This is a genomic window from Leptolyngbya iicbica LK, from assembly GCF_004212215.1.
Lineage (GTDB): Bacteria > Cyanobacteriota > Cyanobacteriia > Phormidesmidales > Phormidesmidaceae > Halomicronema > Halomicronema iicbica.
The window spans coordinates 136,771-152,214 of sequence record NZ_QVFV01000004.1 but is presented as its reverse complement, the minus strand read 5'-3'; the positions used below and the strand labels follow the sequence as shown (position 1 = coordinate 152,214).

Sequence of the window (15,444 nt, the reverse complement as noted above, 5' to 3'; positions counted from 1 at the left end):
CTTGGTGATTTTTGGATGTAACTAGGAGGGGCGATCGCTGCCCCACCTTGCGCCGACGCATGGTTAACTAGCCGCGAGAATCTGCTCATCTAGGGAAAAATCAGCAGCGGCTTGAGCCCGGCCCGATGCCACGAAGTCGTTAGTAAACGAGTCTTTGAGGCCACCAATAAGGTCAAACTGGGGTGACCAGCCGAGTTCAGTTTTGGCTTTGTGAATGTCGGTAAAAAAGTGCTGCACTCGCATCGGGAAGGCTTTTTTCTTGCCGAAGTCAAAGGCTTTCGGGTCGTAATGGACGAGTTGAAGGCTGGCAGGATCTTTGCCTACCGCGATCGCACAGGCCCGCGCCAGTCCATCAAAACTCACAGCTTTTTCGCCAGAGATGTTGTAAATCTGGCCGATTGCTTTCTGATTACCCAACACAGCCGCCATCGCCGCTGCCAAATCTGCAACGTGCCCCATTTGCGTGAGCGCCATGCCACTGCCAGGGATCGGGAGCGGGCGATCGCGCACGAGGCGATCGAAAAACCAGGCTTCCACATCGTTATAGTTTTGCGGGCCATAGATATAGACCGGACGCACTGAGGTGAACGGGACTTTCTGCGCGACCAAATAATCTTCGGTGGCAAATTTGCCTTTGTGGCGACTGTTGGGATCGACGGCATCCCCTTCCACATGGGGCATTTCATCAGATTTCTGGTACACCCCAGCAGAGCTGACATACACAAAATGCTGCACCGTATCGCCAAACAGTTCCACTAGGGGTTGGGTATCACTGAGTTCGCGACCATTGTTGTCAAAAATGGCGTCAAATTTTTCGCCCGCTAGCGCCGCTTTGAGTTGGGCAATATCTTTGCGATCGCCCTGAATCGTCTGCACCGATTCCACAGGAGCGGGCTTATTGCCCCGATTAAACAAAACCACGTCGTGGCCTTGCTGCACAAGTAACTGGGTCAGGTACACCCCAATAAACCGGGTGCCCCCCATAACTAAAATGCGCATCTTCCCCTCCCGCTGTGAATCTGTTCTCTTGGTATCTTAGGATGCAGTTGCCCCCCAGTTGGGAAGAATTGTGGCGGGCTCAGGGCGCGATCGCCCCCGGCCATTAATAAGTTGTTTGACAAATGCTTAAGCGAATCCGCAAAACCCCCCAGATTTAGGGTTCTACGCTTAGTCTGAAGCCAGTCCCACTATCCGGTCATTCACCTTCCCATTAAAATAGAGAAACTGACTTTTCAAAGCGGCGAGTTCACCCTTGTGTTAGCCGTACTATGCACATCATTGGCGCAGCTTAATGCAAGAGCTAGACACCGCCTATCGGATCTTAGATTTAGAGCCTGGGGCTTCGATGGAAGAAGTCAATCAGGCTTACAAAGATCTCGTGTTTATCTGGCATCCTGATCGCCTGCCCAAAGAAAATTTGCGGCTGATTGAGAAAGCCCAGGAAAAGATTAAACAGCTGAATCAGGCCCGCGATTATCTGCGGACCCATGCGCGGGTCGGCACCACTGCCGCCAGCAGCAGCCATACCGCCAACACGACTGCCAGCAATGGCTATCGCTCGCGCACTCGCCCCTATGGGCGCACGGCCAACACCTATGGCTATCGCCAACGCCCCAGCTATGGGCGCACGGCAGAGTCATCATCGTCGCAGCAGACCTATCAAAATCCCTATCGGACGTATCAAGCGCGCTATGCCCAAACGGGTTATGGCAGCTACGGAGCCTATCGGCGTCCAGACCAGCGCAGTGCTGAGCCTCACAACGGCCCAACGAACACAACGGGCGAAGAAGGGGCATCTACTGCTGCCCCCAACCATGGGACGAGCTCGAACGGTAGCAGCCAGAGTAATAGCGGTGCGTCGAGCTACAACCGCCGTTATCCCAATGGCAATAGTGCGGCCTATTCGAATGCGAATGATGGTTGGAATAACTACACCACACCGCGCCCCAGTGGCTCTGGCAATGCGGCATCAAGCCAGCGCGAAAGCGGGCCGAGCTATACGGTGAATAGCGATCGCCCCCCAGCTTCGAGTTATCGCCCGCCGTCTACGGCCAGCACGAATTACAGTTATCGACCACCAGCCTCCGAGTCACGCTCTAGTAATAGCAGCAGTAGCGCTAGTCAGCGATCTCGGCAACAACCCGACCTCAGCGGCTCTAACCTGCGGGGGGCCAATCTGAAGGAAAAAGACTTTTCGGGTCGCAACCTGAGCAGCGCTGACCTCAGTGGGGCAGATCTGCAAGATGCTTTTCTGCACGGCGTCAATTTCAACCGCGCTGACCTGAGTAATGCCAACCTGTTTCGCGCCAATTTGCTGCAGGCCAACCTGAGTCATGCCAACCTGCGGGGAGCCAATCTGATCGGCGCTGACCTCAGTGGCGCTGACCTCAGTGGCGCTGACCTGAGCGGGGCCAAGGTGGCGGTGGGCGATCGCGTGATGGTCAAACTAACAGGCACCATTTTGCGCGGCACCATCATGCCTGACGGCACCATCAACGCTTAATCTCATAGTGAGTTTTTTGAACGTTTGCTTAAATAAAGCTTAGGTAGGATTACTCTCAGTCCAGAAGGTATGTCAAGCTGCCTTGAAAAAATGTCCACAGAGAATATATCTTTACATCCCTACCATATAAGTCTACTAATTTCTGCAAAACCGTAGGAATTCTAACTCCTCAATCGGATTCTTACTCAATTTATTAACAGTGTCTAAAAACATGGATAAAGAGAACGTTAATCAAGATTCTCTCAATCAATCTAACCAGTCAAGACGAAAGTTTTCCAACTGGATGACTAACACTTCACTAATTACATTAGCCTTCGTTGTGAATATTGCTGTCCAAATACAACTTAGAAGCTCCATCGATAATTCAAGCACAAATCTCAAGGTTTTCTTTTACCTAATAGGTTCAACAATTCTAGCAGGAATCTTCATTAAAGCTCTAGAGTTTGTAGAAGAACGCTTAATATTAAGACTCAAGAAAACCATTGCATATTACGAATCAATGGAATCTTCATTCAAAGAACTTAAAGAAAGATATTATCGAAAAATTCAGCAGCTTAAAGAGAGAGTAGCTAGTGCAATACCGCAAAAATATGACATCAAGTCTTTGAGTGAGTTAAGTGAGGCTATGGATATTGCCAGTCAATACGTCAATCAGGTTGATCTGAGCGTCAAAGAAATTGAGAGTTCATTAATAAGTCAGAAAAACGACATTGTTCAGGCTGAAGACTTAGACATGAAGATTCTTTTGCTACTTGCCAAGGAAGAAAATCTTGATTTTGTCTGGATGATTTTCTTGACAACACAAATGTTACTCTTCTTACTATCTATATTAGAGGCTATAAGATATTTCTGGGCTTTCTTGCTGGGAGTTGATTCATTAAAAGCAATCTTCGACGTGTATACAGGCTTGTTGTGGATCAGCTTTTTATTTACAGCAACCATCATAATTGTTGCTTTTAACCCGACATCACCAATCACCTGGAATATAGGAAAAAGTATTGTTGCTTTCACAAAAGTGATCATCGCAAAAATTTTAGAGGCTTGTAGAACCAATATGGGAATCTAATGGCGCTTTAGGCAAAATAGAGGAGTATCGGCAAGTTCTCATCACTAAACTAACAGGAACTATTATGTCTGGCAGTACTATAGATTTTGAGAACTTACAGAATTATGTTTTCCCAGTATATAAAAAGCCCATGCCAGGAGAGTGGTCATGGACTTTTGGATTACGAGTGAGCAGTTCTATTACTGGCCTGGCTGAGTCTCGGTGGCAGTCGTGTCGTCGTCCACCACTTCAATGGTCACCGGGCGACTCTCTGATTCGGCTGCGGTAGTAGCTGCTGAGCTTTGAGCATTTTTTAACCAAGTAGCGAGCCGCTGGAAAACGTTTTTGACTTTGAGATAGCGATCGCCATAATCCTCAGTCATGTCACCATCAAACTGCGCCGCGTTTTTGTTCAAATACGCTTTGAACTGCTGGAACCAATCCCCTTTGCGATCGCGCACGAGTTGGAGAGCGATCGTGATGAGATCTTTCCAAGTCGGTGCTGATTTTGGTGCAGCCGGGTCAGCCACCTCAGCGCTGAGCTGAGTTTCACTGTCGTTGATCGGTACCTCATTCACACTTTCAGCGGGCACCTCGTTCAGCTCTTCCAGCAGTTCTGCCACAGAGCGGCGAGTGAGCGTGTTCAACTCAACTGAGCCCCCTTTGATTTCGTCAAAAGTCATCGTTGCTGCTGATTTGAGAATATCGCTGATGCGCGCAGCTCGCAGCCGACTTTCTTGCTTCGCTTTCGTGAATTCCGGCTGCAGTCGTTCTTTAACCGTGTTAGACATGTTCTTTTTCCTCATTTAGGATGGATGACTTAACAGAAACGGGTTGATTTAAGCGACCGTTACGGCGTCAACGTCAACGACAGTTTCGACAGAAGTTGCTTCAGTTCTTAAACTATTTTTGCGTTGCAAACTACGCCTCCGTTCCAAAGCAATTTGTGAGAGCTCGGTCACGACAATAGTGGCTAGCAAACCATCATCAACCCAGCCAATAATGGGAAAAACATCGGGTGAGATATCGAGGGGACTCACCAGATAAATCACGGAACCAAGAATCACGAGCCAACGATATTTTGAATTCCGAAGGAGTTTTGTAAACCAGTTAATTAGGGGGCTGCGTAGTAAGCGCTTCATGAGTTTCCTCTCTAGTTCAAGTTGATTATGTCAGCTTGAAAGCGGTCGCGCAGGTGTGGATCGCCTAGAAAAAAGCGGGGTTTTTACACCGAATAAACCGTACCGTAGTCTCCCCAAGTCAATTCTCTGAGAGGGCTTTTTGCCTGATGGCAAAAGGGTTAGCCCCACCCCCTCAAGCCTTTATTTGAACCAGGTTTGTCGCAGTGCGGCTTTGTTCCACTGGGCTAAATCGGCAGCAGCATCGTAAGTGCTTTGTAAAAAGCTCAGCAACGCTTGGTCGGGGTCTCCAGCGGTGCGAACGGCGTCGTAAGGCAGAATGAATTCTCCCAATCCCTCATGAAAAAAGGCGGCATCCGGTTGCACAGGGGCATCTTTGAACCCGTCAGGAGTCGGGTAAGCATAGGAATAAAAGGCGGGATAGCCGAGTCCGGTGCCGGGCCAAAAGCCAGCACTGCTGACCTCTTGGTTGTACGCTTCTTTGGCAACATCGTCGGGCAGGTTGGGCACCCCTCCCGGATGCTCGGGCGCTGTCCGCCCCGAAAAGCGCGTGACCGCCAAATCGAAGCTACCCCAAAAGAAATGGACGGGGCTGACCTTGCCGCAAAAGTGCGAGCGAAATGCTTTGAACACACGATCGCTCTGCAACAACACGCGCCAAAACCGCTGCACCGCATCGGGATCGTAGCTAGCGTGGGTGGTGTCCTGCTCAAACGGTATCGGGGCAGGAATTTCATTAGGTAAGGTATTGATCTGAATCGCCATGTCCAGTGCTTGCAATGCCTGCATCACGGCCAGATAAAAATCGGCCACCGATCGCGGCCGCAACTCAATGATCTGACTTTGCCCAGTATCAGTGCCAATCCACAGGTGATGCTGCTGGAAATCAAAATCCATCTGAAACACACGATTTCCATAGGGAATGTTGCTCGTCGTCAGACCTCGCGTGGTGAGATACAGCGGCACGTGCCAGGAATGATTAATCCACGGAGTTTGCACCAGGCGGATTTTGCCGACAATCTGCGTCCACATGTGCAGCGTGGCGCAGGTGTCTTGCCAATCGTCTAAGTTGAGTTCGGGCCACGGATTTGGTGTCATCTTTCCCAGGTTCCAAGCAGGCTATTTCCATTAGAACCCCTAAAAGGGCAACCATCGCCCAACCGTTTCAATCGTTAAGCTAGGGCGTTAGTCTGAGCCGACGGGGGCAGTCCCTCGTCAGACGCAGCCCCTCAGATGTTAGTCACCGCCTACAACACAAACTCTCTTGCAAAAAGATATATGTGGAATCCGACTATTGCCGCTGAAATCCGCTAAAACGAGACAAGCTAGCGCGGCCTCTGATTGCTAGAGTAGGCGTTGGTTGGTGGCATAGCAGCGATCGCACCATGATATTTTTCGGTTTGAATTTGACCCATCCCATTCATCAAGCACTACGACTGACAGTGGGGAGTCTGGCCACGGTAGGACTGTTAGGCCCAGCGGCGATCGCGGAAATCATTCCCGTCGGGTTTGATGAAGTGGACTTGCCGACCCTCTCGGAATCGGAACAAGCGACCCTCGACACCCTGCAATCGGTGCGGTTGCCGTTGATTCTTAGCGAAGTGAGTCCAGATCGGTCGACACTGGTGGTAGCAACCCTCGATCGCCTCAGCCAGACCGACTGGCGAGTCAAGTTTCTCGACCTCAACACGGGTGAACTGATCGATTCCATCGTGCTGGAATACGAGGTATTCAGCCCGTTTCTGCCAATTCAGTGGGTCGATAATCGCACCATTCGCTTTGTGCAAGAGGGCGTGTTTGGCCCGTGGGATCTGGTGTCGCTGAACCGCGATACGGGCATTGTGTCTCACACCACGGTGTATCCCACTGAAGAAGAATCTGGCGAAATTTTAGGGGCGGCTCCCGATTTCTCGCACTTTGCCCTGCGGGTGTATGAGGAGGAAGAAGACGTGATTTATCTAGTGTCACTGCGATCGCTCAACCGCATTGAAGTGGCACGCATTCCGCCCGATTTAGATATTCAGCCCCCCTCCTGGTCAGCGGATGGTGATCGCGTCGTGTTTGTCACCTCGTCGGTGGAAGAGTGGGATCTCTACGAACGCACCCCCTACAGTCCCAATCTGCTGGATCCGGTCAACCAAGACGCTCTGGGTCGTACCCCGCCCGCAGACAACCTATTTTTGCAAGAAAATCAGATCAAGGTTTACGACCTGTCGGCAGCAGAACCCTTATTGCTGCATCTGCAAGCGACCGATGATCCGGCTCATATGCTGGCCGAGGCACGGCTCAATCCGGCGGGCGATCGCCTCCTCGTCAAATATTTAGAGCCCAGCCAGCTGACCGGACGCGAGTTTCCGTCCTATCTGTATCCGCAGCGATCGTATTATCAAGTACTCGATCTCGCGGGCAATGCCCTCGCCACCATTGCCGACCCCGCATTGGCGGGTCCTTTGGAAAATACCGGCGACTTCATCGACAGCGATACAGTTCTTTTCAGCAGCGTTGCTGGCACCAATCGGCATTTTTTCACTTACGACCTTGGTACATCGTCGCTGGCGACGTTGCCGCTGCCGCCGGGCAGTGTGGACCCGGAATCTTGGGCCGTCTCATCAGATGGTCGCACCCTGTTTTTTGCCTTTTCTTCCGTCACCCAACCGCCAGAAGTTTTCACCATGCCGTTGGATGGCAGTGCGCCGCCGAGACAAATTACTCAGCTCAATGCCGAGGTAGCAGCGGCCAACAAAGTTCAGGTTAATCCGGTAAGCTTTGCCACCCGCAACGGCCCTCGCGAAGGTTTTTTAGTGCAGCCAGCGGGGGCACCGTTCCCACCCATAGAGGAGCCGACGGTATTTTGGCAGCAGGGGGGACCCGGCTTTTCCATGGCCAATGAGTTTGCGGTAGAAGTGGAAATGCCTTTCAATCTGCTACCGAACTTTGGGATTTCGGTGTTGTCAGTGCCATTGGCGGGGCGCGAAGGGTTCGGGGCTGACCTGTATCGACTGCAAGCTGAAGACAATAATTTTGGACAAGTCGACATTGGTGAGGGGGTTGATATTGCCGCGCAACTGGTGGGCGATCGCTGGGTACGACGCGATCAGTTAGGGGTCTCTGGCTGTTCCTACGGGGGCTATTTTGCCGCCCAAGCGATCGCGCAATATCCCAACGTATTTGCTGCCGCCAATCCCCAATGCTCACTGCTCGATGCCTTTACCGAATGGCAGTTGGGCTACTCTTCGCTACTGTCATACCTCACGGGTCTGACCCCAATGGAAGCACCGGAGCGCTATCGTCGCATTTCACCGCTGTACAACGCGGAAAACGTGACCGCCGCCACCATGCTCTTTCACGGCTCTGCCGACTTTTTGCAAATTGACATGGCGCGGAACTTCCACGACATCATTGAGAGCAACGGCAGTTCCGCCACGCTCTATGAGTTTGAAGGCGTCGGACACAGCATCTTTGATACAGGCCTGCAACGCATCGCGGCGCAACTCCAGGTTGACTTTTTCCGCCGCCACTTGAGCCCCACAACGGATGACTAGCCATCGCCAGCAGGCATCTCACTGATGGCAACTGTGGACATTTAGGGCTACAAGCCAAGTGTTGAGATTATTGCTTTAACAGCAGAAAGAAGAGTTGACCGTCGGTGTTGACTTGTCCCGCTTGGGCACCCGCCGCGTCGCCACTGCCCACATAAATATCGACACGCCCCGGCCCCTGAATGGCACCCCCAGTATCCTGATTAAGCACATAGCGGCTGATGGGCATGGCTTGCCAAGTGTCGTCAGCATCGGGAATGGGCCAGTCGAGGGTAATGAGAGCCAAGGCCCCTGGCGGCATGATGGCTTTATCCGTCGCGATGGAACGGCCAGCGGTGACGGGTACGGAGAAGGTACCCGTGGGGGGACCACCTGCGGTTTCGCGAAAGAAGACGAAGCGATCGTTGCGGGGAATATAGTCATCCAACGCAGCGGGATTAGCGGCAAAAAAGTCGAGCAGCCGCTCTAACGTCATGCCCTCAGCGGGGACCTGACCGTCATTGATCAGTTCGCGACCGAGGCTGACGTAGTCATACTCCGTGCGTCCGGCATAGCCCACAGACATAAAACTGCCGTCGGTCAACCGTAGCCGTGCCGATCCCTGAACCTGGACTAGGAAGGCTTCGAGGCGATCGCGCATCCACACCAGTTCCAAGCCTTTGAGGGGACCGCTGGCACTTTGCAGACCATCTTTGCCCTCTAATTCCATGCGGGTGGGATGGGGCAGCACCCACTCATCCAAATTCGCCGGACGTCGATACAAGGGATAGCGGTATTCCGCTGTAGGAACGCGACTGGCCGCATAGGTCGGTTCAAAATAGCCCGTGAAATGAACTTTCCCTTCGCCGTCGTTACCAATTGACTGATATAGCTGAAACTCTTGCTGCACAGCGGTTTGCAGTTCAGCGGACGACGCACTGGTCAACACCAGCGTACGAAAGCGTTGCAGACTGCGGCGGACGCGATCGCGCGTCACGCCCTCAATGGGATAGTTGGCGTAAGCTTCCGCCGCGGCGGGCGTATCGAGATAGCTGAGGCTATGGGCGATCGCCGTTAACAGTCGCAACTGGGCCGCTGATGCATCTCCTTGCCAGAGCAAATCATCGGTCAGCGGTGAGTCGGGCCAGTGCTCTCGTGGGGTGAGTGGGGGCAGGGGAGCGATCGTTGCGGCAGCGATCGCCTGAGCACTCTCCCCACCCATTGGCTTAGCGGTGACGGGACGAGGTGCTGGCAGCAGCCAGGCCAAACTTGCCAAACCTGAAAGCGCAATCGCGCTAACTAGCCCTGTTCTCAACACTTGCCGCATTAGAATCGTTCGACACTGGAGCTAAAGACCGGTTCCACCCGAATCGCCAAGAGCTTCGAGGGGCGGATCACCATATATTCGCCGGGGTTGATTTTGGGAATCGGCACGTTAATAAAGGCGTCGTCCGACTGTTTGGGCATCAACTCGGAGCTATACCATTTCTGGAATTCTTGAATCGTCGAAAACTTGACCTCTTGATGATGCCCGCCATCAAACAGCAAGTGGACAATATATTCGCTGGGTGTTCTTGGCATGGGATTCCCCGTGTTCTCCTACAGCGCTCCCGTGGGGCAGCGATAACAGACAAATTGTACCCACGGTCGGGACTTCTTGACGCATCTGCCCTGCAGCTCAGTCCCCTTTCACCGTTTAATGCCCACAATGTTAAGCCTCAGCGGTCGATTCGCTTTCACTGTCGGCGGCGCGATCGGGCTTCAATAGCGGAAAGGCAATCACATCGCGGATGCTAGGGCTATCAGTCAGCAGCATGACGAGGCGATCGATACCGATGCCCAGGCCACAGGTGGGCGGCATCCCGTGCTCCAGCGCATTCAGGAAGTCCTCATCGACCCCCGTCGCTTCCAAATCACCAGCGGCTTTGCGGGCCGCTTGGGCCTCAAATCGGATCCGCTGATCAATGGGGTCGGTCAACTCCGAGAAGCCATTAGCGGTTTCGCGACCCACAATAAACAGTTCAAACCGCTCCACCACACCGGGTTTGCTGCGGTGAGGTTTGGAGAGGGGCGAAATCTCAAGCGGGTGATCAATCACATAGGTCGGTTGGATTAGATCCGCCTCAACCGTTTCTTCAAACACGGTGTTGAGTAGCCGCCCGAGGGAATCGCAGCCGTCTAAATCTGTCATGCCAAGCGCCTTGACTTTGTCTTTGGCGGTAGCAAGGTCGTCCACCTGCTCAAAGTCCAGCCCCGTTTTCTCTTTCACCAACTCGTGCATGGTGGCTCGCCGCCAGGGCGGAGTCAGGTCGACTGCCTGGCCTTGGTAAGTAATTTGGGTAGTGCCCAACACCGACTCGGCCACCTGCGCAATGAGCTGCTCCGTCATCGTCATGAAGTCATGGTAATCAGCATACGCTTCGTAGACCTCGATGCTGGTGAATTCAGGGTTGTGGCGGGTGGAGACACCTTCGTTGCGAAAGATACGGCCAATCTCAAACACCTTTTCAAAACCGCCCACGACTAACCGCTTCAGGTGAAGTTCGGTGGCGATGCGCAGATACAGCGGCATGTCCAGCGCGTTGTGATGAGTGGTGAACGGCCGCGCCTCCGCGCCCCCCGCTTCGCTTTGCAGCACCGGGGTTTCGATTTCGAGAAAACCGCGATCTTCAAAGAAGCGACGAATGCCCGAGGTGATCAGCGCCCGCTTGCGAAAGGTGTCGCGCACCGCAGGATTCACGATCAAATCCACATAGCGCTGACGGTAGCGCTTCGACACGTCCGTCAAGCCGTGCCATTTGTCTGGCAGAGGCAGCAGGGACTTGGTGAGCAGGGCGTATTCCTGCACTTTGACGGAGAGTTCGCCTTTGTCGGTGCGCTTAAGGGTGCCGCGCACGCCGATGAAGTCGCCCACGTCGGTGAGCTGCTTCACCTGGTTAAAGGCGTCGGGATTATCGGCCATGCTGTCGCGAATCACCTTCTTGTCCAGATAGAGCTGGATGGTGCCGCTCTCGTCCTGAATGTTGAAAAAGGCGAGTTTGCCAAACACGCGGCGAGCCAGGATGCGGCCCGCGATCGCCACTTCATCGTCAACTTCTGCGCCTGCTGCTAAATCCTGATATTTGTCTTGCAATTCGGCGGCACTGTGGGTCTTCTCCCACCGATACGCAAAGGGGTTGAGTCCCGCTTCGGTGAGCTGCTGCACCTTTTGCAGTCGGGTCGCCCGGATTTCATCAAGGGTAGACGTACTCTGATCGGGTTTGGGTGACTCGTTTTGGGCCATGAGGTTGGGAAGTGGGCGACACAAACAAACCTTCATTATAGGCAGTTGATGAACGGCCCTTGCCTAAATTATCGAAAAGTCGTGAGACTCCATGCGATTTCCTCAATCCATCATTACAGGCTCAATGCAAAGCCCGACGATGGTTGCAGGCGCGAGGAATTGGCCGCGCTGCCACCCACCTCATCAGCTGTACAACCCCTTCTGCATCGGGACAACCCGATATATTCACAGAGCGAATGCTGACAACCCACCTGCTTGCCGATACAGGAATGTTGACAGATCGCTGTAATCTCATGGTGTCCAGCGCGATCGCCCCTTCTCCGTCATGGTTTCAGAAATGCTCACAACTGATGTTTTAGTGGTTGGCGGTGGAGCTGGGGGCACCGCAGCGGCCATTCAAGCGGCGCGACGGGGGGCAAAGACGGTCCTGGTCAGTGAGTTGCCCTGGTTGGGGGGCATGTTGACGGCGGCAGGGGTCACCGCACCAGACGGCAATGAATTATGCGCCTGGCAAACCGGGCTTTGGGGCGCATTTCTCCGGGCCTTGCGGCAGCGCCAACCCGGTGGACTAGACAATGCCTGGGTCAGCTTTTTTACCTATGAACCCCAGGTCGGGGCCACGATTTTTGCCGATTGGGTGCAAGCGCTGCCCAACTTGCGATGGATCGCCAACCAGACGCCCAAAGCGGTGATTCGAGAGGGAGATCGCATCGTGGGCGTCCGGTTTGATGACTACACGATTCGCGCCACAATCACCCTCGACGGCACCGAGTTAGGCGACCTGCTGGCCCTGGGCGAAGTGCCCTATCGCTGGGGCTGGGAAACACAATCGCAATTTAACGAACCCAGCGCCCCCGGCTCTTTGACCGATCCGGCGGAGCCGCTGCGGCCCATTCTGCAAACCTATCCCGTGCAGTCGCCCACCTGGGTGGTGCTACTCAAGGATTTTGGGGAAGACCAAACCGCGCCCCCCATCACCCCTGCCGCTGACTATGATTCCAGTTTGTTTGACCAAGCATGGGCCGGATGTGGCGCCGAAGCCTTTATGAACTACGGGCGATTGCCCAACCACCAATTCATGCTCAATTGGCCGACCCAGGGCAACGACTATGGGCAGGATCTGAATCGGCTCATCGGGGGCGATGCGGCTTGGCAAACTTGGGCAGAGGAAGCGATCGCGCACTCCCGCAACTTTGCCCATTACATTCAATCGACCCTCGGCGATCGTTACGGCCTCGCCACCGAAGCGTTTCCGCAATGGCCAGGACGGCTCGGGGGGGGAGCCTTTGCCCTGATGCCCTACTACCGCGAAAGTCGTCGCCTGGTCGGGCTGACCACCGTGACTGAACCCCATATATTGCCGCAGCCAGGGGAACTCGCCGCCGCTTTACCCATCAATGACCAGGGCGAAATGAGCGCGATCGCGATTGGCAATTATCCCAACGATCATCACTATCCCGGCTTTGAGATGCCGCTGGCCCCCAAGGCCATGCACTGGGGCGGGCGGTGGACGGGTACGCCGTTTGCGATTCCCTATGAGGCATTGATTCCCGCTGCGATCGACGGCTTGTTAGCCTGCGAAAAAAATATCGCCGTTTCGCACATTGCCAATGGTGCCACCCGGCTACAGCCAGTCGTGCTGGGGCTGGGACAAGCCGCAGGCATGGCCGCCGCTCTGTGTATCGAGCAGGCCTGTGACCCCCGTGACCTGCCGGTCGCCCAGATGCAAATGGCCTTACTGGACGAACCCACCGCCCCTGCCGCGATCGTGCCCCTCATTGATACCGTGCCGGAACATCCAGAATGGCGATCGCGTCAGCTAATTTTTAAAACTAATCCCGAGTCGTTTTCTTGTTATCAACAACCTCATTTGTTAAGTCAGCAGCCCATCGCGAACTGGTCTGCGGAACCATCAACCGAAACTTATTATTACGGCACATTAATCCCAACCTTAACGGCAGAAAAGTGGTCGGCAAAATTTCATTTCTCGGATGGCCGAACGCTCGTTATAGTCACCCTGAAACCGTCTGTCAATAAGGCTTTCCAAGCATTCACCACGCCTTGTCAAGTGTCCCTACAGGGCACTCCAAACTGGTATGCCGGCTGGATATTAGTGAGTCAAATCACAGCTATCTAACCAGATTCAGAAAATTTACGCAGGCTTTTTTTCCTGAAGACTCAGCCTCCCTCTGAAACATGGAATATCACCACAGAGGGTTATCTAAACGATGCTTGCTTCTATTAAATTGCCGCAACTTTGCTTAGCCGGTCTGACGCTAGGTTGTTTGGGCGCTGTGAGTTTTTCGCCGACTTTCAGTGCGCCTCGTGCCGAAAGTGATCCGCGATCGCCCGAAAGTCATCGCGGCAGCGGTCGGGTCGTCAGTCAGGTGCCCACCCAGTGGCCCCCCGATGCAACCTACGACTATCGCGGCACCGGACGGATTCACCAAACGCCGGAAGAGCTGTTAGCTCATCGTGGCAGTGGGCGATCGCCCGCCGTGACAGAACCCGACACGGCTTACCGGGGCAGTGGCCGAGTCATGCCGTATCCGGCTAATGGAGCAGAGTGGGCTTAGCCTTAGCAACTTGCCAAGGCTCGCCGCTCGTGCCGCCATGTGAGCGGGCAACAGTCCTCTCATCGCCGATCCCGGCAACGAGTGACATGAACTCCGGAGAGGATATTAGCCCATTGCCCGAGTCTCCCAATGGACGACTAGAGTGACCGCCGCCAAAATCAGAGTCATCAATTCAGTTTGGAGTAGTAGCATGATGAGCAATTCTGCAACGTGGTTGCTCAATACGGCTCATTCAAAGTGCACACGACTCTAACCGCGCAGCGCGGGACCAGAGTCAGGGGCTATCTACCGATTTTTATGCTTTGAATCGCTTGCCAGTGTTGGGTTTCGAGTTATGTTTAATGCGTTAGAGTCGGTTAGCAACGATATGGATTTAGTCCGACAGCTTGGCCCCAGTGCGATCGATCAAATTTTGCTGTATTTGGCGTTTAGCGCCATGCGCACTGGGGGTCATCGCCACGGAGCGTTTTTGGATGCAGCCGCCACGGCAGCAAAGTGTGCGATTTACATGACCTATGTCGAGCAGGGCGAAAACCTGCGGATGACGGGTCATTTACACCACATTGAGCCAAAGCGCGTCAAAGCCATCGTCGGTGAGCTCCAAGAAGCCCTAACCGAAGGTCGTTTGCTCAAACTGCTGGGTTCGCAAGAACCTCGCTACTTGATTCAGTTTCCTTACGTGTGGCTCGAAAAGTATCCGTGGGAGCCAGGCACCTTTCGGCTTCCCACTACCAGCCTCACCTCAGATGAAAAGCGCCTGTTGGAACGTAAACTCCCTACCGACATTCCCGATGCGCAAATCATCAACTCGTTCCAATTGATGGAATTGATCGAGTTTTTGCACGAGCGATCGCAAGAAGACTTTCCGGTTGATCGTCGGAGCCCCCTCAGCGAAGCCCTGGCAGAACATATTCGACGGCGGCTGATGTATTCCGGCACCGTTCAGCGGCTAGATTCGCCTTGGGGCATGTCTTTCTACGCTTTAATGCGACCGTCTTATTCCCCCGCTGATCAAGAAGAGCGGACTCTGATCATGCTGGAAGACACGGCTCGCTATTTCCGCATGATGCGCGAATGGTCGGAGAGCAAAGCCGACACCGTCCGCATTTTGGAGGAACTGGATATCCCCCCCGAGAAATTACCCGCAGCGATCGCCGAACTCGACGAAATCTTGCGAGCCTGGGCCGATAAATATCATGAAACGGGAGGTCGGCCAATGGTGCTGCAAATGGCCATGGGTCATCAAGAAGAGGTCGTAGAGTCATCAAGTGACGCCTAGAGTTCTAAGCCGCACAATTATCAGAATCTCACCCTGACTGAATCAGTCCAGAACCTGATTGTGAACAGCTGCAATGGTCATTCCCCCTAATTTAATTTCCA

General features: G+C 53.7%; 13 protein-coding genes. 6 read left to right on the top strand and 7 right to left on the bottom strand.

Annotated elements, in window-relative coordinates:
- Positions 1-63: 63 nt before the first annotated feature.
- Positions 64-999 carry an NAD-dependent epimerase/dehydratase family protein gene (locus DYY88_RS16440; protein WP_039726406.1) on the bottom strand — a complete coding sequence of 312 codons (936 nt, stop codon included), beginning with the start codon at positions 997-999 and terminating at the stop codon, positions 64-66.
- Positions 1,000-1,291: 292 nt separating this feature from the next.
- On the opposite strand from DYY88_RS16440, the gene DYY88_RS16435 reads away from it, so the two are divergent.
- Together DYY88_RS16435 and DYY88_RS16430 are read left to right on the top strand one after the other, a co-directional pair.
- On the top strand, positions 1,292-2,503 hold the full coding sequence (locus tag DYY88_RS16435) for a pentapeptide repeat-containing protein (RefSeq protein WP_039726405.1): 1,212 nt from the start codon (positions 1,292-1,294) through the stop codon (positions 2,501-2,503).
- A 283-nt stretch (positions 2,504-2,786) separates the two neighbouring features.
- Positions 2,787-3,569: a hypothetical protein gene (locus DYY88_RS16430; protein ID WP_130199485.1), complete on the top strand. Its 783-nt coding sequence runs from the start codon at positions 2,787-2,789 to the stop codon at positions 3,567-3,569.
- 179 nt (positions 3,570-3,748) lie between these two features.
- Here DYY88_RS16430 and DYY88_RS16425 read toward each other — a convergent pair whose 3' ends face one another.
- The 3 genes from DYY88_RS16425 to DYY88_RS16415 form a co-directional block, all read right to left on the bottom strand.
- On the bottom strand, positions 3,749-4,339 hold the full coding sequence (locus DYY88_RS16425) for a hypothetical protein (RefSeq protein ID WP_039726403.1): 591 nt from the start codon (positions 4,337-4,339) through the stop codon (positions 3,749-3,751).
- A gap of 48 nt (positions 4,340-4,387) precedes the next feature.
- On the bottom strand, positions 4,388-4,690 hold the full coding sequence (locus tag DYY88_RS16420) for a YkvA family protein (RefSeq protein ID WP_039726402.1): 303 nt from the start codon (positions 4,688-4,690) through the stop codon (positions 4,388-4,390).
- A 180-nt stretch (positions 4,691-4,870) separates the two neighbouring features.
- Positions 4,871-5,785 carry a DUF5996 family protein gene (locus DYY88_RS16415; protein ID WP_039726401.1) on the bottom strand — a complete coding sequence of 305 codons (915 nt, stop codon included), beginning with the start codon at positions 5,783-5,785 and terminating at the stop codon, positions 4,871-4,873.
- A gap of 308 nt (positions 5,786-6,093) precedes the next feature.
- Between DYY88_RS16415 and DYY88_RS16410 the strand changes: the two genes are divergently transcribed.
- Positions 6,094-8,229: a S9 family peptidase gene (locus DYY88_RS16410; RefSeq protein ID WP_201278981.1), complete on the top strand. Its 2,136-nt coding sequence runs from the start codon at positions 6,094-6,096 to the stop codon at positions 8,227-8,229.
- A 67-nt stretch (positions 8,230-8,296) separates the two neighbouring features.
- Here the strand turns inward: DYY88_RS16410 and mltA are convergent, their stop codons facing one another.
- The 3 genes from mltA to lysS all read right to left on the bottom strand — a co-directional run bounded on the left by mltA (position 8,297) and on the right by lysS (position 11,488).
- Complete coding sequence (gene mltA, locus DYY88_RS16405; RefSeq protein WP_236146340.1) at positions 8,297-9,472, bottom strand: murein transglycosylase A; 1,176 nt, start codon at positions 9,470-9,472, stop codon at positions 8,297-8,299.
- Positions 9,473-9,531: 59 nt separating this feature from the next.
- The gene (locus tag DYY88_RS16400) at positions 9,532-9,786 is read right to left on the bottom strand and encodes a hypothetical protein (RefSeq protein WP_039726400.1); all 255 of its coding nucleotides are present in this window, start codon (positions 9,784-9,786) and stop codon (positions 9,532-9,534) included.
- Positions 9,787-9,916: 130 nt separating this feature from the next.
- Positions 9,917-11,488 (bottom strand): lysine--tRNA ligase, encoded by a 1,572-nt coding sequence (gene lysS, locus DYY88_RS16395; RefSeq protein WP_044151150.1) that lies wholly within the window; start codon positions 11,486-11,488, stop codon positions 9,917-9,919.
- Between the two features lie 325 nt (positions 11,489-11,813).
- Between lysS and DYY88_RS16390 the strand changes: the two genes are divergently transcribed.
- The 3 genes from DYY88_RS16390 (at position 11,814) to hetR (ending at position 15,343) form a co-directional block, all read left to right on the top strand.
- On the top strand, positions 11,814-13,625 hold the full coding sequence (locus DYY88_RS16390) for an FAD-dependent oxidoreductase (RefSeq protein ID WP_039726399.1): 1,812 nt from the start codon (positions 11,814-11,816) through the stop codon (positions 13,623-13,625).
- Between the two features lie 91 nt (positions 13,626-13,716).
- The gene (locus tag DYY88_RS16385; RefSeq protein ID WP_039726398.1) at positions 13,717-14,064 is read left to right on the top strand and encodes a hypothetical protein; all 348 of its coding nucleotides are present in this window, start codon (positions 13,717-13,719) and stop codon (positions 14,062-14,064) included.
- A gap of 334 nt (positions 14,065-14,398) precedes the next feature.
- Positions 14,399-15,343 carry a heterocyst differentiation master regulator HetR gene (hetR, locus tag DYY88_RS16380; RefSeq protein ID WP_039726397.1) on the top strand — a complete coding sequence of 315 codons (945 nt, stop codon included), beginning with the start codon at positions 14,399-14,401 and terminating at the stop codon, positions 15,341-15,343.
- The last annotated feature ends 101 nt before the right edge of the window (positions 15,344-15,444 follow it).

What these genes read in the sequence shown, in the direction of transcription:
- DYY88_RS16420 (WP_039726402.1), bottom strand. Translation starts at nt 4,690, where the DNA reads ATGAAGCGCTTACTACGCAGCCCCCTAATTAACTGGTTTACAAAACTC.
- DYY88_RS16400 (WP_039726400.1), bottom strand. Translation starts at nt 9,786, where the DNA reads ATGCCAAGAACACCCAGCGAATATATTGTCCACTTGCTGTTTGATGGC.
- lysS (WP_044151150.1), bottom strand. Translation starts at nt 11,488, where the DNA reads ATGGCCCAAAACGAGTCACCCAAACCCGATCAGAGTACGTCTACCCTT.
- DYY88_RS16440 (WP_039726406.1), bottom strand. Translation starts at nt 999, where the DNA reads ATGCGCATTTTAGTTATGGGGGGCACCCGGTTTATTGGGGTGTACCTG.
- DYY88_RS16425 (WP_039726403.1), bottom strand. Translation starts at nt 4,339, where the DNA reads ATGTCTAACACGGTTAAAGAACGACTGCAGCCGGAATTCACGAAAGCG.
- DYY88_RS16430 (WP_130199485.1), top strand. Translation starts at nt 2,787, where the DNA reads ATGACTAACACTTCACTAATTACATTAGCCTTCGTTGTGAATATTGCT.
- DYY88_RS16435 (WP_039726405.1), top strand. Translation starts at nt 1,292, where the DNA reads ATGCAAGAGCTAGACACCGCCTATCGGATCTTAGATTTAGAGCCTGGG.
- DYY88_RS16385 (WP_039726398.1), top strand. Translation starts at nt 13,717, where the DNA reads ATGCTTGCTTCTATTAAATTGCCGCAACTTTGCTTAGCCGGTCTGACG.
- hetR (WP_039726397.1), top strand. Translation starts at nt 14,399, where the DNA reads ATGTTTAATGCGTTAGAGTCGGTTAGCAACGATATGGATTTAGTCCGA.
- DYY88_RS16390 (WP_039726399.1), top strand. Translation starts at nt 11,814, where the DNA reads ATGGTTTCAGAAATGCTCACAACTGATGTTTTAGTGGTTGGCGGTGGA.
- DYY88_RS16415 (WP_039726401.1), bottom strand. Translation starts at nt 5,785, where the DNA reads ATGACACCAAATCCGTGGCCCGAACTCAACTTAGACGATTGGCAAGAC.